General features: G+C 72.9%; 23 protein-coding genes. 14 read left to right on the plus strand and 9 right to left on the minus strand.

The window, feature by feature from the left end:
• Positions 1-80: 80 nt before the first annotated feature.
• The gene (locus ACFQ80_RS20120) at positions 81-425 is read right to left on the minus strand and encodes a hypothetical protein (protein WP_430552156.1); all 345 of its coding nucleotides are present in this window, start codon (positions 423-425) and stop codon (positions 81-83) included.
• Positions 426-523: 98 nt separating this feature from the next.
• Entirely contained in the window at positions 524-1,039 is a 516-nt protein-coding gene (locus tag ACFQ80_RS20125) for a hypothetical protein (RefSeq protein WP_430564896.1), read from the minus strand.
• Between the two features lie 266 nt (positions 1,040-1,305).
• Between ACFQ80_RS20125 and ACFQ80_RS20130 the strand changes: the two genes are divergently transcribed.
• On the plus strand, positions 1,306-1,914 hold the full coding sequence (locus tag ACFQ80_RS20130; RefSeq protein ID WP_430564897.1) for a hypothetical protein: 609 nt from the start codon (positions 1,306-1,308) through the stop codon (positions 1,912-1,914).
• 13 nt (positions 1,915-1,927) lie between these two features.
• Here ACFQ80_RS20130 and ACFQ80_RS20135 read toward each other — a convergent pair whose 3' ends face one another.
• Positions 1,928-2,950: a LacI family DNA-binding transcriptional regulator gene (locus tag ACFQ80_RS20135; RefSeq protein ID WP_430564898.1), complete on the minus strand. Its 1,023-nt coding sequence runs from the start codon at positions 2,948-2,950 to the stop codon at positions 1,928-1,930.
• A gap of 156 nt (positions 2,951-3,106) precedes the next feature.
• Here ACFQ80_RS20135 and ACFQ80_RS20140 point away from each other — a divergent pair, with 156 nt between their 5' ends.
• From ACFQ80_RS20140 to ACFQ80_RS20155, 4 genes are all read left to right on the plus strand, one after another.
• Positions 3,107-5,029 (plus strand): glycoside hydrolase family 127 protein, encoded by a 1,923-nt coding sequence (locus ACFQ80_RS20140; RefSeq protein ID WP_430564899.1) that lies wholly within the window; start codon positions 3,107-3,109, stop codon positions 5,027-5,029.
• Between the two features lie 115 nt (positions 5,030-5,144).
• Positions 5,145-6,470 carry an extracellular solute-binding protein gene (locus tag ACFQ80_RS20145; protein ID WP_430564900.1) on the plus strand — a complete coding sequence of 442 codons (1,326 nt, stop codon included), beginning with the start codon at positions 5,145-5,147 and terminating at the stop codon, positions 6,468-6,470.
• A complete protein-coding gene (locus ACFQ80_RS20150) occupies positions 6,467-7,375 on the plus strand; it encodes a carbohydrate ABC transporter permease (protein ID WP_430552150.1) in 909 nt (302 codons plus the stop codon). Before ACFQ80_RS20145 ends, ACFQ80_RS20150 begins: the two co-directional genes overlap by 4 nt.
• Before the next feature lies 1 nt (position 7,376).
• On the plus strand, positions 7,377-8,330 hold the full coding sequence (locus ACFQ80_RS20155; protein ID WP_430564901.1) for a carbohydrate ABC transporter permease: 954 nt from the start codon (positions 7,377-7,379) through the stop codon (positions 8,328-8,330).
• Positions 8,331-8,355: 25 nt separating this feature from the next.
• Here the strand turns inward: ACFQ80_RS20155 and ACFQ80_RS20160 are convergent, their stop codons facing one another.
• Complete coding sequence (locus ACFQ80_RS20160) at positions 8,356-8,874, minus strand: putative immunity protein (protein WP_430564902.1); 519 nt, start codon at positions 8,872-8,874, stop codon at positions 8,356-8,358.
• 37 nt (positions 8,875-8,911) lie between these two features.
• A complete protein-coding gene (locus ACFQ80_RS20165) occupies positions 8,912-9,304 on the minus strand; it encodes a DUF2568 domain-containing protein (RefSeq protein WP_430564903.1) in 393 nt (130 codons plus the stop codon).
• A gap of 170 nt (positions 9,305-9,474) precedes the next feature.
• Here ACFQ80_RS20165 and purL point away from each other — a divergent pair, with 170 nt between their 5' ends.
• Together purL and gdhA are read left to right on the plus strand one after the other, a co-directional pair.
• A complete protein-coding gene (gene purL / locus ACFQ80_RS20170; RefSeq protein WP_430552146.1) occupies positions 9,475-11,826 on the plus strand; it encodes a phosphoribosylformylglycinamidine synthase subunit PurL in 2,352 nt (783 codons plus the stop codon).
• A gap of 210 nt (positions 11,827-12,036) precedes the next feature.
• Complete coding sequence (gene gdhA / locus ACFQ80_RS20175; RefSeq protein ID WP_430552145.1) at positions 12,037-13,374, plus strand: NADP-specific glutamate dehydrogenase; 1,338 nt, start codon at positions 12,037-12,039, stop codon at positions 13,372-13,374.
• A 92-nt stretch (positions 13,375-13,466) separates the two neighbouring features.
• Here the strand turns inward: gdhA and ACFQ80_RS20180 are convergent, their stop codons facing one another.
• Together ACFQ80_RS20180 and ACFQ80_RS20185 are read right to left on the minus strand one after the other, a co-directional pair.
• Positions 13,467-13,952: a Dps family protein gene (locus tag ACFQ80_RS20180; RefSeq protein WP_430552144.1), complete on the minus strand. Its 486-nt coding sequence runs from the start codon at positions 13,950-13,952 to the stop codon at positions 13,467-13,469.
• 103 nt (positions 13,953-14,055) lie between these two features.
• The gene (locus tag ACFQ80_RS20185) at positions 14,056-14,991 is read right to left on the minus strand and encodes an alpha/beta hydrolase family esterase (RefSeq protein ID WP_430564904.1); all 936 of its coding nucleotides are present in this window, start codon (positions 14,989-14,991) and stop codon (positions 14,056-14,058) included.
• A gap of 66 nt (positions 14,992-15,057) precedes the next feature.
• On the opposite strand from ACFQ80_RS20185, the gene ACFQ80_RS20190 reads away from it, so the two are divergent.
• The gene (locus tag ACFQ80_RS20190) at positions 15,058-15,456 is read left to right on the plus strand and encodes a hypothetical protein (protein WP_430552142.1); all 399 of its coding nucleotides are present in this window, start codon (positions 15,058-15,060) and stop codon (positions 15,454-15,456) included.
• 79 nt (positions 15,457-15,535) lie between these two features.
• Here the strand turns inward: ACFQ80_RS20190 and ACFQ80_RS20195 are convergent, their stop codons facing one another.
• Complete coding sequence (locus ACFQ80_RS20195; RefSeq protein WP_430564905.1) at positions 15,536-17,767, minus strand: NADP-dependent isocitrate dehydrogenase; 2,232 nt, start codon at positions 17,765-17,767, stop codon at positions 15,536-15,538.
• A gap of 170 nt (positions 17,768-17,937) precedes the next feature.
• On the opposite strand from ACFQ80_RS20195, the gene ACFQ80_RS20200 reads away from it, so the two are divergent.
• Positions 17,938-19,434, plus strand: a complete 1,497-nt coding sequence (locus ACFQ80_RS20200; RefSeq protein ID WP_430564906.1) for an RNB domain-containing ribonuclease — start codon at positions 17,938-17,940, stop codon at positions 19,432-19,434.
• 28 nt (positions 19,435-19,462) lie between these two features.
• Here ACFQ80_RS20200 and ACFQ80_RS20205 read toward each other — a convergent pair whose 3' ends face one another.
• Positions 19,463-19,900, minus strand: a complete 438-nt coding sequence (locus ACFQ80_RS20205) for a YybH family protein (protein ID WP_430564907.1) — start codon at positions 19,898-19,900, stop codon at positions 19,463-19,465.
• Between the two features lie 284 nt (positions 19,901-20,184).
• On the opposite strand from ACFQ80_RS20205, the gene ACFQ80_RS20210 reads away from it, so the two are divergent.
• The 5 genes from ACFQ80_RS20210 (at position 20,185) to ACFQ80_RS20230 (ending at position 25,741) form a co-directional block, all read left to right on the plus strand.
• Positions 20,185-21,939 carry an ABC transporter substrate-binding protein gene (locus ACFQ80_RS20210; RefSeq protein WP_430564908.1) on the plus strand — a complete coding sequence of 585 codons (1,755 nt, stop codon included), beginning with the start codon at positions 20,185-20,187 and terminating at the stop codon, positions 21,937-21,939.
• Positions 21,940-22,013: 74 nt separating this feature from the next.
• Positions 22,014-23,009: an ABC transporter permease gene (locus ACFQ80_RS20215; protein WP_430552137.1), complete on the plus strand. Its 996-nt coding sequence runs from the start codon at positions 22,014-22,016 to the stop codon at positions 23,007-23,009.
• A complete protein-coding gene (locus ACFQ80_RS20220; RefSeq protein WP_430552136.1) occupies positions 23,002-24,006 on the plus strand; it encodes an ABC transporter permease in 1,005 nt (334 codons plus the stop codon). The genes ACFQ80_RS20215 and ACFQ80_RS20220 overlap by 8 nt, the downstream gene beginning before the upstream one ends.
• On the plus strand, positions 24,003-24,929 hold the full coding sequence (locus ACFQ80_RS20225; RefSeq protein ID WP_430564909.1) for an ABC transporter ATP-binding protein: 927 nt from the start codon (positions 24,003-24,005) through the stop codon (positions 24,927-24,929). The genes ACFQ80_RS20220 and ACFQ80_RS20225 overlap by 4 nt, the downstream gene beginning before the upstream one ends.
• Positions 24,926-25,741 carry an ABC transporter ATP-binding protein gene (locus ACFQ80_RS20230; RefSeq protein ID WP_430564910.1) on the plus strand — a complete coding sequence of 272 codons (816 nt, stop codon included), beginning with the start codon at positions 24,926-24,928 and terminating at the stop codon, positions 25,739-25,741. Before ACFQ80_RS20225 ends, ACFQ80_RS20230 begins: the two co-directional genes overlap by 4 nt.
• Positions 25,742-25,840 lie beyond the last annotated feature (99 nt).

The following is a 25,840-nucleotide window of genomic DNA, read 5'->3' on the forward strand; positions in this document are numbered from 1 at the left end:
GGACTGCGTCGACCGCAGTCCCGTCCGGGCTTCTCTCTCGGCTTCTCTCTCGCGTGCTCGCCCGCTCCCTGCGCTCGCCGTCAGGCGGCGGCGGGCGTCGGCTGGGCCGCGCGCACCGGCTGCGGGTAGTCCTCGACGACGGCCGGCGGGCTCTCGACCGTTCCCGGCGTCGTGCCGGGTACCGGGGCGGGCACGACGCTCGCCTCCTCGGCCGCCTGCTCGTCACGCAGCGGCAGGCCGAGCGTGACGGTGGCCGGTCGTGCGACGCGCGCCGGCGGGACGGACATCGCCACGACCGCCGCGCCCCCGAGCCCGGCCAGCAGGGCGGCCCACGCCACCCACGTCCAGCCGAGCGCCGCCGACGCGCCCAGCAACGCCCCGTCCACGACCCCTACGACGAGCCCGACGACGAGCACCCGTCTCATGCCTACCTCCCACGGTCCGCCTCATCCGTGCCTTTCCAGGAGACGACACGACGGCCGGTCGTGCATCTGCTGGGCGGATCGTGCAGGTCACAGGTGGGTCACGGTCGGCGGTCGCGCCCCGCCGTGTCCCAGGTGAGGGCCGGAGCCGGGGGGTCGACGTGCCCGAGCAGCAGGGGCGAGGGCGACGGGTCCAGCGTCGCGCGCAGCTGGTGGTGCATCTCCCCGGTGAGCCGCAGCGCGAGCTCGAACCGGAGCGGGGCCACGTGGTCGGCGTGGAGCCGTCCGCCGATCGCGGGGTGCGGGGAGAAGGCGAGCACCTCGTCCGGGCGGGGGTGGGTGCCGGCGTCGAGCACCTCTCGGCAGAGGTCCTCCAGGAGGAGGTCCGCACGCCCGTCCGCCGAGTCGAGCTCCGTGTACATCTCGACGGCGGTGGCCCAGCGGAGCTCGAGCGACCCCTCGATCGTGTCGAGGAACCACCAGCCCTCCAGGGACTCGAGGAAGACGTCGCCGAAGACGGTCGTGAAGCGGGGCGTCTTGCCGTGGACCCCCAGCCACGACCAGGACGCCAGCCCGTACGCGAACGCACCGGGAGCGAAGGTTCTGAGCAGTTCCACGTGCGCATCAAACCACCTTGTGGTAACCGACGAAACCCCCGGCTCCACCGGGGCCACGCGTGGCCCCGCTCACGAAGAATCGTCACCTGGTGATGATCCTGGTCAAGGATCGAGGGCCGCAGGTCAAGAAAACGTCATCCGTGCAGGTCGGCCTCACGCCGGACCGGAGTCGCGGAACTCTGCCCCGGTGCCGCCCGTTGTCCCACGGGCGGCCCGAGGACCTCGGTGCCGCCGCTCGCACGAGCCCCCGACCCGGAGGTGGACCCATGGACACGCCCGCCGCGCGCAGGCAGGTCGACGCCCGGAGCGTCGCGATCACCGGACTCACGACGCTGGCCTGGTACGCCGTGCCCGACGTCGTTCGACCGCGCTGGGCACGCGCCCTGGCCAAGGTGGGCGTGCTGGCCGGGGGGCTCGGGCTCGGGATGGCCCTGACCACCGAGGGCCGCTCCGCCGTCGACGGGATGCGTGAGGTGCGCGACGAGCTGCGCGACCTGCGCGACGCCGACGAGAACGCAGCCGGCGAGAACGCCTCGGAGCCGGACGAGGGGATCGCGTCGGCCGACGGGCGGGACGACCGTGAACCGGACGACAACGTGCTGGCGGCCGACGTGGCGCTCGACGGCGCCGACCCGCTGCCGGGCCCGGGCGTCGCGGGAGCGGCCGTGGCGGGCGCGCTCGCCCTCGCCGTGACGATCGCCGTGGCGGGGGAGAAGTGGGCCTACCGGCGCGGCGAGCGCTGGCGCGCGCAGGGGCGGCGGCTGCCGCACACGCGGGTCGGGCTGATCCTCGGGGCGCTCGCGGCCGTGGCGACCGCCCTCGACCCGTCGATCTCCATGGTCCCGCCGGTCGAGGACGAGGCCCCCGCGAGCTGACGCGGCTCCCGGCTCAGGAGTCCCCGGCGGTGGACCCTCGTACGACGAGGCGTGGCGGTGAGAGCTCCGTGCCGTGCGCGGGGCGACCGTCGATCGCGGCGAGCAGGAGCTCGGCGGCCCGCTGCCCCAGCCGGTCGAGCTGCGGATCCACGGTGGTCAGCGGCGGCCTGCTGGCGAGCGCCATGACCTCCCAGTCGTCGTAGCCGGTCACGGCCACGTCCTCGGGCACCCGCACGCCGTGGTCGCGCAGGCGGTCGCAGCCACCCCGGGCGAGCTGGTCGGAGGCGAACACGACGGCGTCGACCGGCAACGGGTCGCCGGCCCGGTGGTCGCCGAGCACGACGTCGACCGCGAGGCGGCCCCACCGCTCGGACCACTCGCCGAACTGCGGCTCGCCGACGACCGCGGCGCCGCGCGCCCCGAGGGCGGCTGCCAGGGCGGCGTGCCGCTGCACGGAGGCCGCCTGGTCGCCGCGACCGCCGACGTAGGCGACGCGGGTGCGTCCGAGGGAGAGCAGGTGCTCCGCGACGGCGGTCATCCCGGCGGTGTCGTCGGGCACGACCGACGCGTCGTCGGGGTCCGAGGACGGCGAGTAGGCGTAGACCACCGGCATCGGCACCTGGATGGGAGGCCGCGGGTCGGTCGTGCGGCCGGTGACGATGATGCCGTCCACGCGCCGGGCGACGAGGCTGCGCACGTGGTGCTGCTCGCGGACCGGGTCGTGCCGGGCCGTGGCCAGCAGCGCGGAGATCTGACCCCCGACGAGCGCGTTCTCGGCGCCGAGCACGACCGGCAGCGAGAACCGGCCCGCCGAGTCGGTGCTCAGCAGGCCGACGGTGAAGCTGCGCCGGGCCGAGAGCGACCGTGCCTGGGCGTCGGGCACGAAGCCCAGGCGCTCGGCCGCCTCGCGCACGCGGGCCCGGGTGGCGGGCCGCAGGGACCCGGTGTCGTTGAGGGCTTTGGAGACGGTGCTGGGGGACACCCCCGCCAGTGCGGCCACGTCGGTGATCCGCACGACGCCCGGAGTCTCCGCCATCAGGCCTCCTCTGCTTTCCTGCTGTTCCGCCGACCGACGGCTGGCCGTGCCGATGGTACGCGATTTCGCTTGTCGGGACAGCGGTTGACGGCTTCGGCAACGCTCCCTACGGTAAGGAAAACGGATTCCTAGTTTCCTTCCTCGAGGGAGAGGTGCATGACGACGACGACGTTCGGGACCGTCCGCGGACCTGCCGAGCCCACCGCTGCGGCGGTGGCGACCCTGCGACCGCTGCCGCCGGGCAGCGCGACCCTCGACGGCGGGCTGTGGGGCCACCGGCTCCGCGTCAACCGCGAGGCGTCGGTGCCCGAGGGCCTGGGGCACCTGCGGGAGTACGGGAACCTGCGCAACCTCGAGATCGCCGCCGGGCTGGCCGAGGGCGAGGCGCAGGGGCCGATCTTCGCGGACTCCGACGTGCACAAGTGGCTCGAGGCCGCGGCCTGGGAGTACGGGCGCGAGCCCGACGAGGCGCTGCTGGCCGACATCCTCGAGGTGACGCGCGCCGTCGCGGGCGCCCAGGCCCCCGACGGCTACCTCGACTCGGTGCCGCAGCTGCGCGGCGTCGAGCGCTACTCCGACCTGCCGTGGAGCCACGAGCACTACTGCGCGGGCCACCTCATGCAGGCGGCGGTGGCGCAGGTACGGGCGACAGGCCGGCGCGAGCTGCTCGACGTCGCCGTCCGCCTGGCCGACCACCTCGTCGAGACGTTCGGCGACGGCGAGGGACAGCTGCGCGAGGTCGACGGGCACCCCGTGATCGAGACCGCGCTCGTGGAGCTCTACCGGGAGACGGGGACGCGCGCGTACCTGGACCTGGCGTCGTGGTTCGTCGAGGCCCGCGGCACGGGGATCGTCGCGGCCCACGGCAAGCAGCCCACCTACTTCTCCGACCGGGTGCGCGTCCGCGAGGCGACGACCGTCGAGGGGCACGCCGTGCGGGCCGTCTACCTCGGCGCGGGCGCCACCGACGTCGCGGTCGAGACGGGCGACCGCGAGCTCCTCGCGGCGCTCGAGGCGCAGTACGCGGCGATGGTCGACGGCAAGCAGTACCTCACGGGCGGGCTCGGCTCCCGCTGGGACGGCGAGTCGTTCGGCGACCCGCACGAGCTGCCCAACGACCGCGCCTACGCGGAGACGTGCGCCGCCATCGGCGGGGTGCAGTGGGCGTGGCGCCTGCTGCTCGCGACCGGCGACGCGCGGTACGCGGACCAGATCGAGCGGATGCTGCTCAACGGCTTCCTCTCCGGGCTCTCCCTGGGCGGCACCGAGTACTTCTACGTCAACCCGCTGCAGGTGCGCTCCGGCGCGCACGCGGAGGAGGAGCGCAACCCCGCCGCCGGGCGCCGGCCGTGGTTCGGCTGCGCGTGCTGCCCGCCGAACATCATGCGGACGCTGTCCAGCCTCGAGGGCTACCTCGCGACGTTCACCGACGACGCGCTCCAGGTGCACCAGTACGCGCCCGGCACCATCGCCGCCGCGCTTGCGGGGGGCACGCTGCGCGTGCGCGTCGAGACGCAGTACCCGTACCGGGGCCGCGTGACGCTGCACGTCGAGGAGGCACCAGCGGGCGCGGGTCTCGCGCTGCGGATCCCGGGCTGGGCCGAGGGCGCCACGCTCGACGGCGCCCCGGTCGCGGCGGGCGCGTACGCCACGGTGGGCCGGCCGCTCGCGGCGGGCGACGCCGTCGTGCTGGAGCTGCCCGTGACGCCCCGCCTGACGGCCGCCGACCCCCGGGTCGACGACGTGCGCGGCTCCGTCGCGATCGAGCGCGGCCCGCTGGTGTACGCGCTGGAGCAGGTGGACCAGGAGCCGGGCGCCGTCGTGGACGACGTCCTGATCGACGTCGCCGGACCCCTGGGCGAGGAGGACCGCCCCGACCTGCTGGGCGGTGCCGTCGTCGTGACCGCCACCGGCACCGTGCAGGGCCGGCCCGCGACCGAGCCGGGCGACGGTCCCTACCGCCCGGCGACGACGGCTGCCCCGGCCGTCACCGGCACCGTGACGCTGCGGGCGGTCCCGTACCACCTGTGGGCCAACCGCGGCCCGCAGGCCATGCGGGTCTGGATCCCCGTGGCCTGACCGGCAGCACCACTCGCGGGGCGCCCGGGCACGGGCGCCCCGCCCCCGCGGGCAGCGCCGCCCGCGGGCAGGACCTGGAGGACACGGCGCCCGACGGGCGCGGAGGAGGAGAGCGATGGAGCTCACCAGACGGCAGCTGCTCGCGCTGCTCGGCGTGGGCGGCGCGACGGCCGCCACCGGGGTCGGGCTGGCCGGGTGCGCGAGCCCGGTCACCGCCGTCGACGTCGGTGCCCCGGGGTTCGGTGGGGGTGCCCGCGGCACGGTGGAGATGTGGTGCCGCTCGGACACGGTCAACGGCGTCCAGGCCGTGGTCGACGCGTTCCACGCGGCGCAGGACCGCGTCCGGGTGCGGCTCACGCCGATCCAGAACGGTCAGTACGTCACCAAGGTCGCCACGGCGATCCGCGGTGGCCGGGTACCCGACGTCATCGACATCGACGACATCTACTCGACGATGTTCGCGTTCCGCGACGTGTTCACCGACCTCACGCCGCTGGTGGAGGACCTCGCCCTCGGCGACGCCCTCAGCCCCGGCCACCTCGCCCTCGCGACCAAGGACGGGAAGCACTACGGGGTGCCCTTCCTCGGCGACTTCTCGGTGCTGTTCTGCAACACCGAGCTGTTCGACCGCGCCGGCCTGGACGTCGACGAGCACACGGCGTCCTTCGACGGGATCCTCGAGGCCGCCCGCGCGATCGCCGCGCTCGACGACGACACCTACGCCTGGTCGTTCCCCGGCAACGCGTCCGGCGCGCTGGGGTTCACCGTGCAGCCGCACGTGTGGGCCACGGGCACCGACCTCATCGTCGGCGACGTCGGCGACCAGCGGGGGAACGTCGCCGGCAACGAGGCGCTGCGGCGCACCCTCGACCTCGAGCGCACGCTCTGGGACGAGCAGCTGGTGCCGCCCGGCTGCTTCGCCGACGACGCCTCGCGCTGGTCGGCCGACTACGTCGCCGGACGGCTCGGGATGTTCCCGGGCGGCTACGGCGTCGTCGCGCCGAACGCGTCGCCCGAGCTCCTGGAGCGCAGCCGCGTGGTGCTGCTGCCCGGGCCCGACGGCGGCCGCGCGTTCTTCGACGGCGGCGACAACCTGTGCATGCCCGCGGGCGGGCAGAACCCCGAGGGCGCGACCGAGCTGATCCGCTTCGCCGTCGCCCTCGAGCAGCAGGCGCGCATGCCCGACGGGTTCTACTCGCCGATCCGTTCCGACGTCGTGACGCCGGAGTTCGAGGCCGAGCACCCGCTCGTCACCCCGACGCTGAAGTCGCTCGACGCGGGCTACGCCCCCACCACGCTCGCCTACAACCTCATCTACAACCAGCAGGACGGGCCCTGGCTGCGCATGTTCCGCCGGGCCGTCTTCGACGGGGAGGTCGATGCCGCCATGGACGAGGCCCAGACCACGTACGACCGCATCCTCCGGCAGGCCCAGGCATGAGCGCCGCGGCCGTCGCCCGGCCCGCACGACGCCACGGCACCCTCACCCATCCCGCCCGCACCGGCCTGCTGCTCGTCGCGCCGGCGGTCGCGTTCGTCGTCGTGTTCGTGCTGGTGCCGCTCGTCTCCGCCGTGGGGATCTCGTTCACCAACCTCCCGCTCATCGGGACGTGGCGGTTCGTCGGCCTGGAGAACTACGCGTCCGTGCTCACGGACCCCACGTTCTGGCGGGCCGTCGGCTACACCCTGCTCTACACCGCGATCGTCACGCTGCCGATCCTCGCGCTCGGCTACACGCTGGCGGTGGTCGTGCGGTCCAACCGCCGCGGCGCCACGGTGCTGCGCACGATCTTCTTCGTCCCGTACGTCATCGGCCTCACGACGCTCAGCTTCCTCATGCTGCTCGAGGCGCAGCCGAACAGCGGCATGGTGAACGTGGTGCTCAAGGCCCTCGGGATCACCGACGGCTCGACGGCGTGGCTCGTCGACGGGCCGCTCGCCACCGGGCTCCTGTGCGTCATGGTGATCTGGGCGGTGTCGGGCCTGACGATGGTGCTGCTCATGTCCGGGATGCAGGGCATCCCGCGCGAGGTCTACGAGTCCGCCGAGCTCGACGGCGCGTCCTGGTGGGTGCGGGAGCGCTCGATCACGATCCCCATGCTGCGGCGCACCATCGCCATGACCGTCGTGCTGTCGGTCATCGGGTCGCTGCTCGCGTTCACGCAGTTCTACATCCTGACCCAGGGCGGCCCCGGATCGGACACCACCACCGTGGTGATGGCGATCTACCGGCGGGCGTTCGTGCAGCTGCAGCTGGGGGCGGCGACGGCGATGTCGCTCGTCCTGGTCGTCATCACCGGACTGGTCACCGCGGCGCAGTTCTGGCTGCTGCGGGAGAGGAGCTGACATGGCGGTCACGACGAGCGCACCGGGCACGACCGGGCTGGGCGCACCGGGCGGGAGCTCCCGCGGCACGAGCCCGGGCCGCGGGTCCTCGCCCGGTGGCGCGCGGCCGGCGTCGGGCCCCGAGCGCGACACGCGCGTGCGCCGCACGCTCTACGCGGTCGGCGGCATCCTCGCCGCCCTCGTCTTCGTGGTGCCGCTGCTGCTGGCGCTGGTGCGTGCCGGCCAGCCGGGCGACGTCGTCGTCGCCGCGCCCGACGGGCGCTTCCTCGACCTGTCGTGGGTCAACTTCCGGCTGATCCTCGACCAGCCGGAGATCTGGCGCGGCATCGTGAACTCCGTCGTCGTGTCGGTGTCGACGGCCGTGCTCACCGCCGTCCTCGCGACGCTCGCCGGCTACGGGTTCGCCAAGTTCGGCTTCCGCGGGCGGGGCCTGCTGTTCGGGCTGGTGCTGGTCACGCTCATGGTGCCGTTCCAGGCGATCCTCACCCCGCTGTACCTGCAGATGAACGCCATGCGGCTCACGGACAGCCTGTTCGGCCTCGTGCTCTTCTACACGACCGTGAACCTGCCGTTCTGCGTCTTCGTCATGCGCAACGCGTTCGAGTCGGTGCCCGGCGAGATCGAGGACTCGGCGCACGTCGACGGCGCGGGGACGGTGCGCATGATCGTCTCCGTGCTGCGGCCCCTCGTGCTGCCCGGCGCCGCGACCGCCGCCCTGTACGCGTTCCTCGCCTCGTGGACGGAGTTCCTCGGGGCGCTGACGTTCCTCACCGACTCGTCGCTCTACACGCTGCCGGTGTCGCTGGTGAACCTGCAGCAGGGTGCCTACGGCCAGGTGAACTTCGGGCTCCTGGCCGCCGGGTCGGTGGTCGCGATGATCCCGTGCGTGGTGCTGTACGTGGCGCTGCAGCGGTACTACGTGGCGGGGCTCGCGTCGGGGTCGGTCAAGGGCTGACCCGTCGGCCGGGGGCTGGTGGGCGTCAGTCGTCGAAGACGTCCCAGCAGATCGCGGAGCGCGCCCGCTGGTCGTCGAGGACCAGGTCGAGCAGCTCGGCAGGCACCTGCTCCCGCTGCCAGTCCCGCTCGGCGAGGCGGACGACCTCCCTCTCGGGCTCCGGTGCGGCGGCGCTCGCGGCCCGGACGGCGTAGGCGGCGGCACCCAGGTCGTGCGCCGGGACGTGGGCCACGGCGACGGCCTGCCCGGCCGCGAGGGCCGCGAACCGTGCGGGGTCGGGCCGGCCCTTGCCGGCGGCGTTCGCGACGAAGGCGGTGCGGTGAGCCTCCCGCATCGGCACCTCGCCCCGGATCCACCCGCGGGCGACCTCGAGGGCGCCGCGCGGGCGGGCGTCGTCGGGCGCCTCCCGCTCGAAGAGCGGCAGCACGTGGTCGGCGCAGGCCACCGCCCACTCGGCCAGCATCCGGTGGTGGTCGTCGGAGAGGGTCCCTCCCCGGCGCACGGTGATCAGCCGGGGGTCGCGTTCGGTGGGCAGGATCGGCACCGACCCATCCTGCCCGGTTCCCGCCCGGCGCGGGGGGTCACGACCTCCGGGTCAGCGCGAACGCGAGGACGCCGACGGCGGCGACCCCGAGGCCCCATCCGGGCAGGCCGGACGCCGCGGCGAGCGCTCCCGCCACCACGAACAGCGTGGCCTGCACGACGAACCGCGCGGGCTGGCGGAGGCGGCCCGGCGCGTTCCGTGCCAGCCACCGCCCCCAGACGGCCACCGCGACCGCGGGGAGCCCGACGACCAGCAGGACGCCGGTGACGACGGTTGTCGCGCCGTCGCCCACCTGGGAGCCGAGGCGCCAGCCGGACACGGCCAGGAGCGCCAGCAGCGCGAGCTCGCAGGCGAAGGCGAGGAGGTCGGCGGGCCCGACTCCCCGCGCGTCCGCCGGGTGCGCCGGTCCGTGCCCCTCGGGTGCGGTCATGCGCGCACCCTAGCGGCGCCGTCGGGAGTGCCGGCGGGCGCCGGTAGACTGGCGGCGCGCCGCGAGGCGCCCCCGCACGGACCGACGCCGGATACCGGCACCCCGCGGTGCGGTGATCACCCGGTCCGAGCCCTGAGCTCTGCAGTACTCGCGCGACCCGAGGGAAGTTGATGACCGCCGCTGCCGACCGTGCTGAAGCCGTGTCCGCCCCCCGCCCCCAGCTGGACACCGTCGAGAACGCCGCGTCCACGCCCGACGAGGCCCAGCCGTACGCCGAGCTCGGCCTCAAGCCGGACGAGTACCAGCGCATCCGCGACCTGCTCGGGCGCCGCCCCACGGCTGCCGAGCTGGCCATGTACTCGGTGATGTGGTCCGAGCACTGCTCGTACAAGTCGTCCAAGGTGCACCTGAAGAAGTTCGGCGACCGGGTCACCGAGGAGATGAAGGAGCACCTGCTCGTCGGCATCGGCGAGAACGCGGGCGTCGTCGACGTCGGCGACGGCTGGGCGGTGACCTTCAAGGTCGAGTCGCACAACCACCCGTCGTTCGTGGAGCCGTACCAGGGCGCCGCGACCGGCGTCGGCGGCATCGTCCGCGACATCATCTCGATGGGCGCGCGCCCCGTGGCCGTCATGGACCAGCTCCGCTTCGGCGCCGTCGACCACCCGGACACGGCGCGCGTCGTGCACGGCGTCGTGTCGGGCGTCGGTGGCTACGGCAACAGCCTGGGCCTGCCGAACATCGGCGGCGAGCTCGTCTTCGACGGCTCGTACCAGGGCAACCCGCTCGTCAACGCGCTGTGCCTCGGGGTGCTGCGTCACGAGGACATCCACCTCGCCAACGCGTCCGGCGTCGGCAACAAGGTGGTGCTGTTCGGCGCCCGCACGGGCGGGGACGGCATCGGCGGCGCGTCGATCCTCGCGTCCGAGACGTTCGAGGACGGCGTGCCGGCCAAGCGGCCGAGCGTCCAGGTGGGCGACCCCTTCATGGAGAAGGTGCTCATCGAGTGCTGCCTGGAGCTCTACGCCGCCCAGGTGGTCGAGGGCATCCAGGACCTCGGGGCCGCGGGCATCTCCTGCGCCACGAGCGAGCTCGCCTCGAACGGCGACGGCGGCATGCACGTCTGGCTCGACGACGTGCTGCTGCGCGACCCCACCCTGAACGCCGGCGAGATCCTCATGTCGGAGTCGCAGGAGCGCATGATGGCGGTGGTCACGCCCGAGAAGCTCGAGCAGTTCCTCGCGATCACCGGCAAGTGGGACGTCGAGACCGCCGTCATCGGCGAGGTCAACGACTCCGGCCGCCTCACCATCGACCACCACGGCCAGCGGATCGTGGACGTCGACCCGAAGACGGTCGCGCACGAGGGCCCGGTCTACGAGCGCCCCTACGCCCGCCCGGCGTGGCAGGACGGCCTGCAGGCCGACACCACCGTGGCCGCCGGTCTGGCCCGCCCCACCTCGGCCGACGACCTGCGCGCCACCGCGCTGCGCCTGCTCGCGTCGCCGAACCTCGCCTCCAAGGCGTGGGTCACCAACCAGTACGACCGCTTCGTGCAGGGCAACACGGCGCTCGCGCAGCCCGACGACGGCGGCGTGGTCCGCGTCGACGAGGCCACGGGCCGCGGCGTCGCCCTCGCGACCGACGCGAACGGCCGCTACGGCAAGCTCGACCCGCGCACGGGCGCCCAGCTCGCGCTCGCGGAGGCGTACCGGAACGTCGCGACGGCCGGCGCCACGCCGCTCGCCGTGACGGACTGCCTCAACTTCGGCTCGCCGGAGCACCCGGACTCGATGTGGCAGCTCGTCGAGGCGATCGAGGGCCTCGCGGACGCGTGCCAGGAGCTCGGCGTCCCGGTCACGGGCGGCAACGTGTCGCTGTACAACGGCACGGGCGAGCCCGGCCAGATCGACTCCTCGATCCACCCGACGCCGGTCGTCGGCGTGCTCGGCGTCATCGACGACGTGCGCACCGCGGTGCCGTCGGGCTGGCGCACCGAGGGCCTGTCGATCCTGCTGCTGGGCCGCACCGCCGACGAGCTGGACGGCTCGGCGTGGGCCGACGTCGAGCACGGGCACCTGGGCGGCCTGCCGCCGCGCGTGGACCTGGCGGCCGAGCGCGCGCTCGCCTCGGCGCTGGTCGAGGCGCGCGAGCAGGGCCTCGTCGCCGCCGCGCACGACCTGTCCGAGGGTGGTCTCGCGCAGGGGCTGCTCGAGGCGTCGCTGCGCTACGGCGTCGGCGCCGACGTCGCGCTCGACGGCGTCACCGGCCGCGACGGCGTGACGCCGTTCGCCGCGCTGTTCAGCGAGTCCACCGCGCGCGCCCTGGTGGCCGTCGACGCGGAGCACGAGTCCGAGCTCGTCGCGGTGGCCGAGGCCGCCGGCGTGCCGGTGCTGCGCCTCGGTCGCACCGGCGGCGAGGAGCTGGCCGTGGCCGGTGGCTTCGACGGCGAGACCTTCACGGTGTCGCTCGCCGAGGCCCGCGAGGCGCACGAGGGCACCCTGCCGCGCATCTTCGGCTGACCACGCGACCCGCTTCGAGCGGGCGTCCCGCCCTGTTGCGCGACCGGTACAGGGCCGGACGCCCGCTCGCGGCGTGTCGGGCCGGCACCAGGCGACGTCTCGGGGCGTGAGACGTCGTCTCGGGAACGTCTAGGCTGCGATGGTCGTGCGTGTGCCGTGCCGCCCTTGGGGCCCCGCGGGCGCGCTCCCCAGAACTCGGGAGGAGCCCCCATGGAAGACCGTCTGCAGCCTGTGTTCGCCGAGGTGCTGCGTCGCAACCCCGGCGAGGTGGAGTTCCACCAGGCGGTACGAGAGGTCTTCGAGTCGCTGGGCCCGGTGCTGCGCAAGAACCCGCAGTACGTCGAGGCCGCCGTGCTCGAGCGCATCTGCGAGCCCGAGCGGCAGATCATCTTCCGCGTGCCGTGGGTGGACGACACGGGCCGCGTGCGGATCAACCGCGGCTTCCGCGTCGAGTACAACTCGGCCCTCGGCCCGTACAAGGGCGGCCTGCGCTTCCACCCCTCGGTGTACCTGGGGATCGTGAAGTTCCTCGGCTTCGAGCAGATCTTCAAGAACGCCCTCACCGGCCTGCCGATCGGCGGCGGCAAGGGCGGCTCCGACTTCGACCCGCGCGGCCGCTCCGACGGCGAGGTCATGCGGTTCTGCCAGTCGTTCATGACCGAGCTGTACCGCCACATCGGCGAGTACACGGACGTGCCCGCCGGTGACATCGGCGTGGGCGCCCGCGAGGTCGGCTACCTGTTCGGCCAGTACAAGCGGATCACCAACCGCTACGAGTCCGGCGTGCTCACCGGCAAGGGCCTCACCTGGGGCGGCTCGCTGGTGCGCCGGGAGGCCACCGGCTACGGCGCGGTGCTGTTCGCGCAGAGCATGCTCGGCACGAAGGGCGAGAGCCTCGACGGCCGCCGCGTCTCGGTGTCCGGCTCGGGCAACGTCGCGATCTACGCGGCCGAGAAGGCGCAGCAGCTCGGCGGCCGCGTGATCACGTTCTCCGACTCGTCCGGGTACGTCGTCGACGAGGCGGGCATCGACCTCGACCTGCTCAAGGAGGTCAAGGAGGTCCAGCGCGGCCGCGTGTCCGACTACGTCGACCGGCGCCCCGGCGCCCGCCTGGTGTCCGACGGCAGCATCTGGGACGTCCCGACGGACGTCGCGCTGCCCTGCGCCACCCAGAACGAGCTCTCCGAGGCCGACGCCAAGCAGCTCGTCGCGAACGGTGTGCTCGCCGTCGCCGAGGGCGCCAACATGCCGACGACCCCGGAGGCCGTGGCCCTCCTGCGCGACGCCGGCGTGCTCTTCGGCCCGGGCAAGGCCGCGAACGCGGGCGGCGTCGCGACGTCGGCGCTGGAGATGCAGCAGAACGCCTCGCGCGACTCGTGGAGCTTCGACTACACCGAGTCCCGCCTCGCGGAGATCATGACCGGCATCCACGACAGCTGCCTCGCCACCGCCGAGGAGTACGAGGCGCCCGGCGACTACGTCGTCGGCGCCAACGTCGCCGGCTTCACCAAGGTGGCGGACGCGATGATCGCCTTCGGCGTCATCTGACGGTCCGCAGCACGCACGACGACGGCGCGGCCCCCGGTGGGGGACCGCGCCGTCGTCGTGAGCGGGAGGGGCGCAGCGGCCCGTGCCGTCGATCAGACCTCGGTGTTCTCCGACGAGATCATCCAGGCCTGCTTCTCGAGGTCCGTGATGATCTCGTGCAGCAGGTCGGCCGTGGTCGGGTCCTCGGCGTCGACGTCGTCGTGCACCTCGCGGGCGACCTCGACGGTCTGCGCGACGCGCTCGACGATCGCGTCGACCGTGTCCTCGACGGAGACCAGGCCGGCGGGGTAGGGCGACAGGTCGGTCGTGGTGGCGACGGTCTCGGTGCGGCCGTCGGGCACGGCCTGGAGGGCGCGGAGCCGCTCGGCGACGGTGTCGCTGTGCTCCCGCGCGACGTCGACCAGCTCGTCGAGCTGGAGGTGCAGGTCGCGGAAGCCGCGGCCGGTGACGTTCCAGTGGGCCTGCTTGCCCTGGACGTGCAGGTCGACCAGCGCGACGAGCACGCGCTGCAGGTGGGCGCGGAGCTTGTCGGACGCCTCGGCCCGCGGAGTGTTGCGCTTCATCGTGGGAGTGGTCATGGGTGTGAACCTCGCTTCCGGTGACGATCGCTCTCTTGAACCATTCCAGGTTAAGGAGCCTTCCCGGCGACCGCCAGCAAGGGCAGGCGAGCCTTGGTCGTCGTCAGGGTGTGCCGGTCACGAGGTCGAGCACCGCCGTCGCGAACGACCGGGTGAGGGCGGGGGAGTGGTCCGCCCCGGCGATCGACCACAGCTCGACCGTGGCGGCGCCCGAGCACCCGGCCCATGTCGTCACGGTGGTCTCGGCACCGGCGACCGTGCCGTCGAGGTCGCGCCGGCCGGGGGCGGTGGCGGGTGCCGTCGCGCACCCGTCGAGACGTGCCCATCCGGCTGCCGACTCCGCCGCCGACGGATAGGCGCGACCGTCGCGCAGGCCTCCGCCCGCGCGGATCACGGGGTCGTCGGCGCCGTGCGCCTGCACCACGGTCACCGGCCGCGACGGCCGGCAGGCACCGTCGTCCGCCGGCATCGCGCCCGCGAGCGACACGGCGACGGACACGAGGTCGGCGTGGTCGCAGGCCGTGCGGTAGGCCATGAAACCGCCGTTGGAGTACCCGACCACCGCGACCCGGTCCGGGTCCACGGCGTACGTGGCCACGAGCGTGCGGATCACCTGCGCCAGGTAGGCGGAGTCGTCGACGCCGGCGCGGTCGACGCCGCAGCAGGCGTCGGTCGCGTTCCAGAACCGGCGTCCGTCGGGCCCCTCGGTGCCCTCGGGGAGGGCGTAGAGCACGCCCCGCGCGAGGGCCTCGTCGCGCAGCCCGAGCCGGGCGTCGACGCGCGCGGCGTCGGAGCCGTAGCCGTGCAGGACGACGAGCAGGGGCGCAGGGTCCGCGGCGTCGTACCCGTCCGGCACGTGCACCTCGACGGGGCGGCCGGCGACGTCGAGCGCGCCGACCGCGCCGGCCGGCAGGGGCTCGACGGCGGCGAGCACCAGGGGCTGCGCGTCCGTCTGCGGTGGGGTGGCGGAGCTGCAGGCCGCCAGGAGCAGCGTGACCAGCGCGACGATGGTCGCCAGGAGTGGGCGGTGCGCCGGCATGCCGTCGATTGTCGCGTGCGCGCGACGCCCGGCATAGGCTGAAATCGGTGCAGAGGTGGTGCTCCGATGACGTGGCAGCTGGCGCTCGTGACGGCGTCGTTCGCGCTGGTCGCGACCGTCGCCGCCCGGTCGTGGCTGCGTTCCGACGCCCACCGTGACGCCGTCGCCCGCCGTGCGCACCGTCGTCGTGCCCCCGCCGCCGACCCGCTCCTGACGCTCACCGTCCAGGTGCGCCTGGGGGAGCTGGCGCGCGAGCTGCGGGCCATCGACGACGACCCGCAGGTCTACGCCCGCGCGCACCACGCCCGCGCCGCGCAGGGCGCGTACGACGCCCTGCTGCGCGAGGCGTGCCGTCTCGCCGGGCTGAGCGTCGTCGACCTGCCGATGCGCGCCGGCGAGCGCGCCGAGTCCGCCGAACGGCTCCGCGAGGAGCTGGAGCTCAGCGCCCGCGGCTGGTCCTGGTGACCCCTCGAGGTGGTCGGGAACCCCGCGAGGTAGCTCGCCTTTGCCGAGCTACCTCGCGGAGTCCGGGACCACCTCGACGTCAGAGGGCCTCGAGCGCCGTGTTGAAGGTGGCGGACGGGCGCATCACCGCGGCGGCCTTGGCGGCGTCGGGGCGGTAGTAGCCGCCGATATCGGCGGGCGAGCCCTGGACGCCGACGAGCTCGTCGACGATCGTCCGCTCCTGCTCGGCGAGCGACGCCGCGAGCGGGCCGAACGCGGCGGCCAGCTCGGCGTCGTCCGACTGCGCGGCGAGCTCCTGCGCCCAGTACAGGGCGAGGTAGAAGTGCGAGCCGCGGTTGTCGATGCCGCCCACGCGACGCGTCGGGGACTTGTCCTGGTCGAGGAACGTGCCCGTGGCGCGGTCGAGGGTGTCGGCGAGCACCTGGGCGCGCGCGTTGCCGGTGACGGTCGCGAGGTGCTCGAACGACGCGGCCAGCGCGAAGAACTCGCCGAGCGAGTCCCAGCGCAGGTAGTTCTCCGCGAGGAGCTGCTGCACGTGCTTCGGGGCGGAGCCGCCGGCGCCGGTCTCGAAGAGGCCGCCGCCGTTCATCAGCGGCACGACCGACAGCATCTTGGCCGACGTCCCCAGCTCGAGGATAGGGAACAGGTCCGTGTTGTAGTCGCGCAGCACGTTGCCGGTCACCGAGATGGTGTCGAGCCCCTGGCGGATGCGCGCGAGGGAGAACGCCGTCGCCTCGGCCGGCGCCATCACGTGGATGTCGAGGCCGTCGGTGTCGTGGTCGCCCAGGTACTCCTCGACCTTGGCGATGAGCTGCGCGTCGTGGCCGCGCTGCGCGTCGAGCCAGAACACGGCGGGGGAGCCGGTGGCGCGGGCGCGGTTCACGGCGAGCTTGACCCAGTCGCGGATCGCGACGTCCTTGGTGGTGCAGGCGCGCCAGATGTCCCCGGCCTGGACGTCGTGGGAGAGCAGCACGTCGCCTGCCGCGTTCACGACCTCGACGGTGCCGTCGGCGGGGATCTCGAACGTCTTGTCGTGCGAGCCGTACTCCTCGGCCTTCTTGGCCATGAGGCCCACGTTGGGCACGGAGCCCATCGTGGCCGGGTCGAGGGCACCGTTCGCGCGGCAGTCGTCGATGACGGTCTGGTAGACGCCGGCGTACGACGAGTCCGGGATGACGGCGAGCGTGTCGTGCTCCTTGCCGTCGGGGCCCCACATGTGGCCGCCGCCGCGGATCATCGCGGGCATGGACGCGTCGATGATGACGTCGGACGGCACGTGCAGGTTGGTGATGCCGCGGTCGGAGTCGACCATCGCGAGCGCCGGGCCGTCGGCCAGACCCTGCTCGACGGCGGCGCGGATCTCGGCGCCGTCGGGCAGCGTGTCGACGGTCGCGAGGAGCCCGCCGAGGCCGTCGTTGGGGGAGATGCCCGCGGCCTTGAGCTGGTCGCCGTACTTCTCGAAGAGGGCGGGGAAGAAGGCCTGCACCACGTGGCCGAAGATGATCGGGTCGGAGACCTTCATCATCGTGGCCTTGAGGTGCGCGGAGAACAGGACGCCCTCGGCCTTGGCGCGGGCGACCTGCTCGGCGAGGAAGGTGTTCAGCGCGGCGACGGACATGAAGGTCGCGTCGACGACCTCGCCGGCCTCGACCTTCAGGCCGTCCTTGAGGACGGTCGTGCCGGCCGGGGTGACCAGGCGGATCGTCAGGGTGTCGTCCGCGGGGACGACGACGGACTTCTCGTTGGAGAAGAAGTCGTCGGAGCCCATCGTCGCAACGTTCGTCCTCGAGTCGGCCGACCAGGCGCCCATGCGGTGCGGGTGCGCCTTCGCGTAGTTCTTCACCGACGCGGGGGCGCGACGGTCCGAGTTGCCCTCGCGCAGCACCGGGTTCACGGCCGAGCCCTTGACCTTGTCGTACCGGGCGCGCACGTCCTTCTCGGCGTCGGTCTGCGGGTCCTCGGGGTAGCTCGGGACGTCGTAGCCCTGGGCCTGCAGCTCGGCGACGGCGGCCTTGAGCTGCGGCACGGACGCCGAGATGTTCGGCAGCTTGATGATGTTGGCGCCGGGGGTGGTGGCCAGCTCGCCCAGCTCGGCGAGCGCGTCGCCGATGCGCTGGTCGTCGGTGAGCCGCTCCGGGAACTGGGCGAGGATGCGGCCCGCGAGGGAGATGTCGCGCGTCTCGAGCGTGACCCCGGCCTGGGCGGCGTACGCCTCGACGATCGGGAGGAACGAGTACGTCGCGAGCAGCGGCGCCTCGTCGGTGTGCGTGTAGATGATCGTGGCGGCCTCGGGCCGGGACTCGGTGGTCATGCGGCGATGCTCCCTTGGCAGGGCAGTGGTGGACGAGAGATTGTTTGACATCAAGATATCTGGCCGCGGCGGAGCCTGTCGAAAACGCGGGCGCACTCCGTCCCCGTGCCGTGCCTCACGGTCCGGACCCTCGCCGCGCGGCCCGGGGCGTGCGCCGTTACCGTCGAGCCGTGCCGACGCGTCAGCTCCATCTCGCCCAGGCGGGCCCTGCCGAGGTCGCCGACGCCCTCGCCGCGCTCCGCGCCGAGGTCGGCCTGCCCGCCATGTTCCCCGCCGAGGTGCGGGAGGAGGCGGAGAAGTCCGCCGCGGAGGGCGGGTCCGCCCTCGGCGGCAAGAGCCGGCGGGGCCGCCAGGACCGCCGCGACGTCGAGCTCGTGACGATCGACCCGCCGGGCTCGATGGACCTCGACCAGGCGGTGCACGTCGCGTCGTCGGGGCGCGGCTACATCGTCCGGTACGCCATCGCGGACGTCGCCGCGTTCGTCCGCCCGGGCGGCCCGCTCGACGCCGAGACGCACCGTCGTGGCACCACCGTCTACGGCCCGGACGTGCGCACCCCGCTGCACCCGCCCGTCCTGTCCGAGGGTGCCGCGAGCCTGCTGCCCGACGAGGACCGGCCGGCGGTGCTGTGGACGATCGGGCTCGACGCGGACGGCGAGATCACCAGCAGCTCCGTGACCCGCGCGACCGTGCGGTCGCGTGCCCGCCTCACCTACGGCGAGGTCCAGGGCCAGCTCGACGCGGGGACGGCGTCGGACTCGTTGTCGCTCCTGGCGGACGTGGGTCGTCTGCGGCAGGAGCGCGAGCGGGACCGCGGCGGGGTGTCGCTGGAGGTCCCCGAGCAGGAGATCGTGCCGGGGCCGGACGGGTCGTTCGCGCTCGAGCTGCGCCGCACCCTCCCGGTCGAGGGCTGGAACGCGCAGATCTCGCTGCTCACCGGCATCGCCGCGGCGGCCATGATGCGCGAGGCGGGCGTGGGCCTGCTGCGCACGTTGCCCCCGGCGGACGACCGGGACGTCGCGCGCCTGCGCCGCACGGCCGCGGCCCTCGGCATCGACTGGCCCGACGAGGTCTCGTACGCACAGCTCGTCCCGACCTTGGAGTCCCGCCGGCCCGCGCACGCGGCCTTCCTCGCCGAGGCGACCTCGCTCTTCCGCGGCGCCGGCTACCTGGCGTTCGGCGTGCCGGGGCCCGACGGCGCACCGCCGGTCGCGCTGCCCGCCGACGCCCGGCACGCGGCGATCGCGGCCGAGTACGCCCACGTGACGGCGCCGCTGCGGCGGCTCGCCGACCGCTATGCCGCCGAGGTGTGCCTCGCGCACGCCGCGGGCAAGGAGCCGCCGGCCTGGGTCACCGAGGCGCTGCCCGACCTGCCCGAGACGATGGCGGCGGCCTCCCGGACGGCGGGCGCCTTCGAGCGCGGCTGCGTGGACGTCGTCGAGGCGGCGCTGCTCGCCGGCCGTGAGGGAAAGACCTTCTCCGGCGTCGTCGTCGACGTGCGCGGCGACGGCAAGGACGACGGCCCGCAGCGCGGCGAGGTCATGCTCGAGGACCCGGCGGTGCGGGCCCGCATCGAGGGGGCCGAGCTGCCGCTCGGCGAGCGCGTCCGGGCCACGCTGGCCGAGGCTTCGGTGCCCGACCGGCGGGTGCTCTTCACGCTGGGCTGACCGGACCCCTGGGGCCCGGCGCCCACGGTCAGGGCTCGAGGTCCGTGGCCGCGGCCCCGGTGCGGACGTCCACGGGCACGGACACCTGGTCGTGGGCGACCAGCCAGCGGTCGTCGTCGCGGCGCAGGCCGAAGGTCCCGCGGACCCAGGTCCCCGGCACAGGCGTGCCGTCGGTGAGGGTGCCGCCGAGCCGGCCGAAGGCGTGCCCGAAGGCAACGTGGTCGTCGACGGTCAGGGCGAGGTCGCGCAGCTCGTAGTCGACGGTGGCGAAGGTGTCGAACACCCGCACCCAGTTCCGCAGCTTCGCGTCGATGCCGACGTGTTGCAGCGGGGGCTCGACGTCGAACGAGACGACGTCGGGCGCGTAGATCTCGCGCACCGCGTCGAGGTCCTTGGCGCGCAGGGCGCCGACGAGCGACTCCAGCAGCTGCCGGATCGCGTGCTCGTGGTGGTGGGTCGCGGTCATGGTCGCTCCTCGGGTCAGGGAGTCTCGGTCGAGGCGAGGACCGGGGCTCACCCGACCGACGTCGGCGGGCGCGGAGACGTGACGGTCCGGGGCCTGCCGTGGCCGACCTCGTCCCTCCCGCAGTCCGGCTCCCCGGGCCAGAGCCGCAGGTGACGGTTTGATAACACTCCTGCCTTATAACGATTCAAGGTCTGGCGCTGCCCCCGTGAGTATTCGTTAAGGTTCCTTCCCTAAGCGTGAGCGATCGCGGCGTGAGGGTGCGCTGCCGACTGGAAGGACCAACGATGATCCGAGGGAAGATCCGCGGACGGTGGCTCGCAGCCGCCGCCGCCCTGACGAGCGTGACCCTCCTGGCCGCCGGGTGCTCCGGTTCCGCCGAGGGCGGTGACGGTGGCGACGCCACCAGCGCCCCTGCCGCGGAGGGTCAGGCCACCGACCGCGAGCTCGTGGTCTGGGCCGGTTCCCAGACCCCGATCACGCCGAACTTCAACCCCTACAACCCCGCGGCCGTGCTGCACCTGGCCAACGGCGGCATCTACGAGCCGCTGTTCGTCTACAACAAGATCGCCGACGAGCCGCCCACGCCGACGCTGGGCCTCGAGTGGGAGTGGAACGAGGACGGCACGGAGCTCACCGTGAAGCTCCGCGAGGGCGTCCAGTGGAACGACGGAGAGCCGTTCACCGCCGACGACGTCGTCTACTCCTTCACGAACGAGACCGCCAAGCCGCCGTACCTCAAGGACGCGAAGGCCAGCGACGACACGACCGTCGTCTTCACGTTCGACGGCCCGTCGTTCACGAACGAGTTCGCGATGCTCGGCAGCACGCTCATCGTGCCGAAGCACGTCTTCTCCGAGCACGAGAAGGACTCGGGCGAGGACGGCGACGGCAACGCCCTCACCGGCCTCGTCGCGTGGGCCAACGCCGAGAACCCGGTCGGCACCGGCCCGTACATGGTGAACACGACGTCGGCCGCCGCGTACACGGCCAAGGCGAACCCGAGCTACTGGGGCGGCGAGCCCAAGATCGCCAGCCTGCGCTACATCGGCATCGACTCGAACCAGTCGGCCGAGGACCTGCTGAGCACCGGCCAGATCGACTGGGCCACGATGTTCGTGCCGGATCCCGACCGCATCACCGCCTCGGGCGTGTACGGCTACCTCAACACCCCGAAGGACCCGACGGTCCTGTACACCTGCGCCAACGAGGACCGGGGCTGCGAGGGCGAGCAGACCGACGTCGCCGTGCGGCAGGCGCTCAACCTCGCCGTCGACCGCGGCACGATCAACGAGAAGGCGTTCGTCAACCTGGCCAAGCCGGTCTCGCCGACGTACGCGCTCCTCGGCCGCGACGACAAGTGGATCGCCGACGGCATGCCCGCCGAGGCCCCGCAGGCGGCCGACCCGGCCGCCGCCGCGAAGATCCTCGAGGACGCCGGTTACACCAAGGACGCCGACGGCTTCTACGGCAAGGACGGCAAGGCCGTGGAGCTGACGCTCGCCTCGCCCGACGGCTGGACCGACTACAACAACGCCGCGAAGCTCATCGAGGAGCAGGCGCGCGAGGCCGGCCTCAAGGTCGTCGCCACGACGATCTCCGAGGCCGAGTACGGCGACCAGCGCTTCTCTGGCAAGTTCGAGCTGCTGGTCGGCGGCGTCGTCGGCACCTCGATCGCCGACCCGTACCAGATCTACCGCGACTGGTTCACCGGCGACTTCACCCAGGACGTCGGCACCGCGCTCGGCGCCGGCGAGTGGAACTTCTCCCGGTACGACAACCCCGAGGTGAACGAGGCCGTCAAGACGGCCAGCCAGACCAACGACGAGGCCGTCAAGAAGGAGGCCTACGCCGTCGTCCAGGAGCACCTCGTCAACGACGTGCCGTTCATCCCGCTCGTCGTGAATGCCACCCAGACCTTCTACAACCAGAAGGACTACACGGGCTGGCCCACCGAGGAGAACCCGTACGCGTTCCCGCCGGCTTGGGAGAACCCGTCCTCCGGCCTGGTGCTCGGCAAGATCGCCGGCGCCGGCAGCTGACGCGCCAGCCGGACCTGCACCGACGACTCGAGGAGGAGCCGAATGCTCTCGACGACGAAGGGGGGCGTGACCCCATGACCTTCTACCTGCGACGACTCGCGTTCTACGCGATCACGCTGTGGGCGGCCATCTCGCTGAACTTCCTCATCCCGCGCCTGCTGCCGGGTGACCCGTTCACGATTCTCCTGGCCAAGCTCCAGCGCAGCGGTGGGATCTCGCCGTCCGTCGAGAACAGCATCCGGCTCCTCCTCGGGGCCGTGGAGGACCAGACGATCTGGGAGCAGTACGTCCACTACTGGGGCAACCTGTTCCGCGGCGACCTCGGGGTGTCGGTGACGCAGTTCCCCACCCCCGTGACCGAGCTGATCGCCGGGGCGCTGCCCTGGACGATCGGGTTGGTCGGCACCGCCACCGTGATCTCGTTCGTCCTGGGCATCGGGCTCGGCGCGTTCGCCGGCTGGAAGCGCGGCACCTGGGTGGACAGCCTGATCCCCAGCACCACGATGATGCAGTCGCTCCCGTACTTCTGGGTGGCGCTCCTGCTGATCTTCGTGTTCAGCGTGACGCTGGGCTGGTTCCCCATCATCGGCGCGTACGACGTGTTCACCTTCGACGCCCCGGAGTGGAGCTGGGCGTTCGTCGGCTCCGTGCTCTACCACGCGTTCCTGCCGGCGCTCACGATCGTCATCTCGGCGGTGGGCGGCTGGCTCCTCGGGATGCGGAACATGATGGTCTCCACCCTCTCCGAGGACTACATCACCACCGCGGAGGCCAAGGGCCTCCGGCCGCGTCGGATCTTCATGACCTACGCGGTGCGGAACGCGGCGATGCCGTCGCTCGCCGGGTTCGGCGTCTCGCTCGGGTTCGTCGTCGCGGGCTCCCTCGTGATGGAGCAGGTCTTCACCTACCCCGGCGTGGGCAAGCTCATGATCCAGGCGGTGCGGAACAACGACTACGCCCTGATGCAGGGCGTCTTCCTGGTGATCACGCTCGCCGTCCTCGCGGCGCTCTTCATCATGGACCTGATCTACGGCTTCATCGACCCGAGGACGCGGAGCAACAATGGCTGATCGACGCAAGCGCTTCGCGCTGAACTGGTCGGGCAAGCTGATCGCCGGGGTCGTCATCGTCGGCGCGATCCTCCTGTTCGCGCTGATCGGCCCCTTCTTCACGCAGGACCCGCGCGACTCCGACAACCCGGCGCTGCTGCCGCCCGGCCCGGACCACCTGCTCGGCACCTCGAGCCTCGGCTACGACATCCTGGCGCAGCTCGCCGAAGGGGCCCGCGGGTCGCTGATCGTCGGGATCACCGCCGGCCTCATCGCGGTCGTGCTCGCCCTGTTCTTCGGCGTCGTCGCCGGGTACCTGCGCGGGTGGACGGACGAGATCCTGTCGCTCGTCACCGGGATCATGCTCGTGATCCCCGGGCTCCCGCTGATGATCGTCATCGCCAGCTACCTGCCGGTGCGCAGCCTGTGGATCGTCGCGCTGATCCTCGGCATCACCGCGTTCGCCGGCCCCGCCGTGGTGCTCCGGTCCCAGGCGCGCTCGCTGCGCGTACGGGACTACGTCGCCGCGGCCCAGGTGGCGGGGGAGAAGACACCCCGCGTCATCCTCGTCGAGGTGCTGCCCAACCTGCTGCCGCTCCTCGCGGCCCAGTTCCTGTTCGCCGTCCTGCTGGCCATCCTCGGCGAGGCCGGCCTGTCCTACCTCGGCCTCGGCCCGAACGGCTCGATCACCTGGGGAACCATGCTGAACGACGCCCAGGGCGGCGGGGCGCTCACCCGCGGCGCCTGGTGGTGGTTCGTGCCCCCGGGTCTGATGATCGCCCTCTTCGGGTGCGGGCTCTCGCTCATCAACTTCGCGATCGACGAGGTCATCGACCCGAAGCTCCGCACCGCCCCCGCCGCCGCCAAGCGCGTCCGCAAGGCGCGCAAGGCCGGGCTCGACAAGCTCGGCACGAGCAGCGGGACCGCGGCGCCGGCCGTCGGCTCGCCGTCGGACCCCGACCGTGACGACCGCTCGGACGACGAGACGACCGAGGAGAAGGAGAGGGTCGAGGCATGACCGTCACGTCGACGCCGACCGCACCCCTGACGTCCGCCGCCCACGACGAGTACCTCGCGGGGCTCGAGCCCGTGCTCACCGCACGCGACGTCTCGATCGAGTACGAGGTCACGCCGCCCGTGCACGCGGTCAAGCACGCGTCCCTCACGCTGCACCGCGGCGAGATCCTGGGCCTGGCGGGGGAGTCGGGCTGCGGCAAGACGACCCTCGCCTACGGCCTCAACCGCCTGCTCAAGCCCCCGGCCATCCTCCGCACCGGCGACGTGACGTTCCACGACGCCGACGGGTCGGACATCGACGTCGTGGGCCTCACCGGCGACTCGCTCCGGGCGTTCCGCTGGGACAAGGTCTCGATGGTGTTCCAGGGGGCGATGAACTCCCTCAACCCCGTGATCAGCGTGCGCAGCCAGCTCCACGACGTCATGACCACCCACCGCCCCCAGATGAGGAAGAGCGAGCGGGAGGACCGCGCCGCCGAGCTGCTCCGGCTGGTGGGCGTCGACCCCGTCCGGCTCGACAGCTTCGCGCACGAGCTGTCCGGCGGCATGCGCCAGCGCGTCATGATCGCCATGGCTCTGGCGCTGGGCCCGCAGGTCATGATCATGGACGAGCCGACGACGGCGCTCGACGTCGTCGTCCAGCGCGGCATCCTGCGCGAGATCATGCGCCTGCGCGAGCGGTTCAACTTCGCCGTCGTCTTCATCACCCACGACCTGCCGATGCTGCTCGAGATCAGCGACCGGATCGCCGTCATGCGGGCGGGCGAGATCGTCGAGATCGACACCGCCGAGTCCATCTACCTGCGGGCCCAGCACCCGTACACGAAGAAGCTGCTGTCGTCGTTCCCGAGCCTCACCGGCGAGCGGGGCTCCTTCGTCCGCGGCGACGCCCGGTCGGCGGCCGCAGAAGGGGAAGAGTCGTGAGCACCCTCGAGGTTCGTCACCTGATCAAGGACTTCAAGCTCAAGAAGGGCAAGCTCCGCGCCGTGAACGACGTGTCGTTCACGCTCGAGCCCGGCAAGACCATCGCCGTGGTGGGCGAGTCCGGTTCCGGCAAGTCGACCGTGGCCCGCATGATCGCCCAGCTCGAGACGCCGACCCGCGGGGAGATCCTGCTCGACGGCGCACCGATCGGCCGCCGCGGCCGGGCTATGGCGGAGTACCGCCACCAGGTGCAGATGGTGTTCCAGGACCCGTTCGCGTCCCTGAACCCGTACCACTCCGTGGCGCACCACCTGGAGCGCCCGCTGAAGATCCACGGTGTGGCCAAGGGCGCCGGCCTGACGCCGGCCGTCCACGAGCTGCTCGAGCGCGTGAACCTCACGCCCGCGGAGGTCTTCGCCGCCAAGCAGCCGCACGAGATGTCCGGCGGCCAGCGGCAGCGCGTCGCCATCGCCCGGGCGCTCGCCCCCGGCGCGCGCTTCGTCATCGCGGACGAGCCCGTCTCCATGCTCGACGTGTCCATCCGGCTCGACGTCCTCAACCTGCTCGCCCGTCTGCAGCGCGAGGAGCAGCTCGGCGTCCTGTACATCACCCACGACCTCGCCACCGCGCGCCACTTCAGCGACGAGATCCTCGTGATGTACCGGGGGGACGTCGTCGAGCGGGGGCCCTCCGACGACGTCATCCTCGACCCGCAGCACGAGTACACCAAGACGCTGCTGGCGGCCGCCCCCGACCCCGCGCGGCACGGGCGGCTGCGGGACGAGGTGCGGGCGGAGCTGGCTGCTTCCTGACGGTCGCTGCCGGTGGTTGCGGCCGCGCGGGTCGGGGATGGCGTCGCGCGGACGTATCCCTCCCGAGGTGGAGGGCGCCCTGGCGCCCGTGAACGCGTC

The sequence above is a fragment of the Isoptericola sp. NPDC056578 genome, assembly GCF_042793275.1.
In the GTDB taxonomy this organism is placed as follows: Bacteria; Actinomycetota; Actinomycetes; order Actinomycetales; family Cellulomonadaceae; genus Isoptericola.

Bases quoted from the DNA above. Each gene is read 5' to 3' on its own strand.
- ACFQ80_RS20210 (WP_430564908.1), top strand. From the start codon at position 20,185: ATGATCCGAGGGAAGATCCGCGGACGGTGGCTCGCAGCCGCCGCCGCC.
- ACFQ80_RS20180 (WP_430552144.1), bottom strand. From the start codon at position 13,952: ATGACCACTCCCACGATGAAGCGCAACACTCCGCGGGCCGAGGCGTCC.
- ACFQ80_RS20225 (WP_430564909.1), top strand. From the start codon at position 24,003: ATGACCGTCACGTCGACGCCGACCGCACCCCTGACGTCCGCCGCCCAC.
- ACFQ80_RS20215 (WP_430552137.1), top strand. From the start codon at position 22,014: ATGACCTTCTACCTGCGACGACTCGCGTTCTACGCGATCACGCTGTGG.
- ACFQ80_RS20145 (WP_430564900.1), top strand. From the start codon at position 5,145: ATGGAGCTCACCAGACGGCAGCTGCTCGCGCTGCTCGGCGTGGGCGGC.
- ACFQ80_RS20150 (WP_430552150.1), top strand. From the start codon at position 6,467: ATGAGCGCCGCGGCCGTCGCCCGGCCCGCACGACGCCACGGCACCCTC.
- ACFQ80_RS20190 (WP_430552142.1), top strand. From the start codon at position 15,058: ATGACGTGGCAGCTGGCGCTCGTGACGGCGTCGTTCGCGCTGGTCGCG.
- ACFQ80_RS20120 (WP_430552156.1), bottom strand. From the start codon at position 425: ATGAGACGGGTGCTCGTCGTCGGGCTCGTCGTAGGGGTCGTGGACGGG.
- ACFQ80_RS20220 (WP_430552136.1), top strand. From the start codon at position 23,002: ATGGCTGATCGACGCAAGCGCTTCGCGCTGAACTGGTCGGGCAAGCTG.
- ACFQ80_RS20135 (WP_430564898.1), bottom strand. From the start codon at position 2,950: ATGGCGGAGACTCCGGGCGTCGTGCGGATCACCGACGTGGCCGCACTG.
- ACFQ80_RS20195 (WP_430564905.1), bottom strand. From the start codon at position 17,767: ATGACCACCGAGTCCCGGCCCGAGGCCGCCACGATCATCTACACGCAC.
- purL (WP_430552146.1), top strand. From the start codon at position 9,475: ATGACCGCCGCTGCCGACCGTGCTGAAGCCGTGTCCGCCCCCCGCCCC.
- ACFQ80_RS20205 (WP_430564907.1), bottom strand. From the start codon at position 19,900: ATGACCGCGACCCACCACCACGAGCACGCGATCCGGCAGCTGCTGGAG.
- ACFQ80_RS20130 (WP_430564897.1), top strand. From the start codon at position 1,306: ATGGACACGCCCGCCGCGCGCAGGCAGGTCGACGCCCGGAGCGTCGCG.
- ACFQ80_RS20155 (WP_430564901.1), top strand. From the start codon at position 7,377: ATGGCGGTCACGACGAGCGCACCGGGCACGACCGGGCTGGGCGCACCG.
- ACFQ80_RS20140 (WP_430564899.1), top strand. From the start codon at position 3,107: ATGACGACGACGACGTTCGGGACCGTCCGCGGACCTGCCGAGCCCACC.
- gdhA (WP_430552145.1), top strand. From the start codon at position 12,037: ATGGAAGACCGTCTGCAGCCTGTGTTCGCCGAGGTGCTGCGTCGCAAC.
- ACFQ80_RS20185 (WP_430564904.1), bottom strand. From the start codon at position 14,991: ATGCCGGCGCACCGCCCACTCCTGGCGACCATCGTCGCGCTGGTCACG.
- ACFQ80_RS20165 (WP_430564903.1), bottom strand. From the start codon at position 9,304: ATGACCGCACCCGAGGGGCACGGACCGGCGCACCCGGCGGACGCGCGG.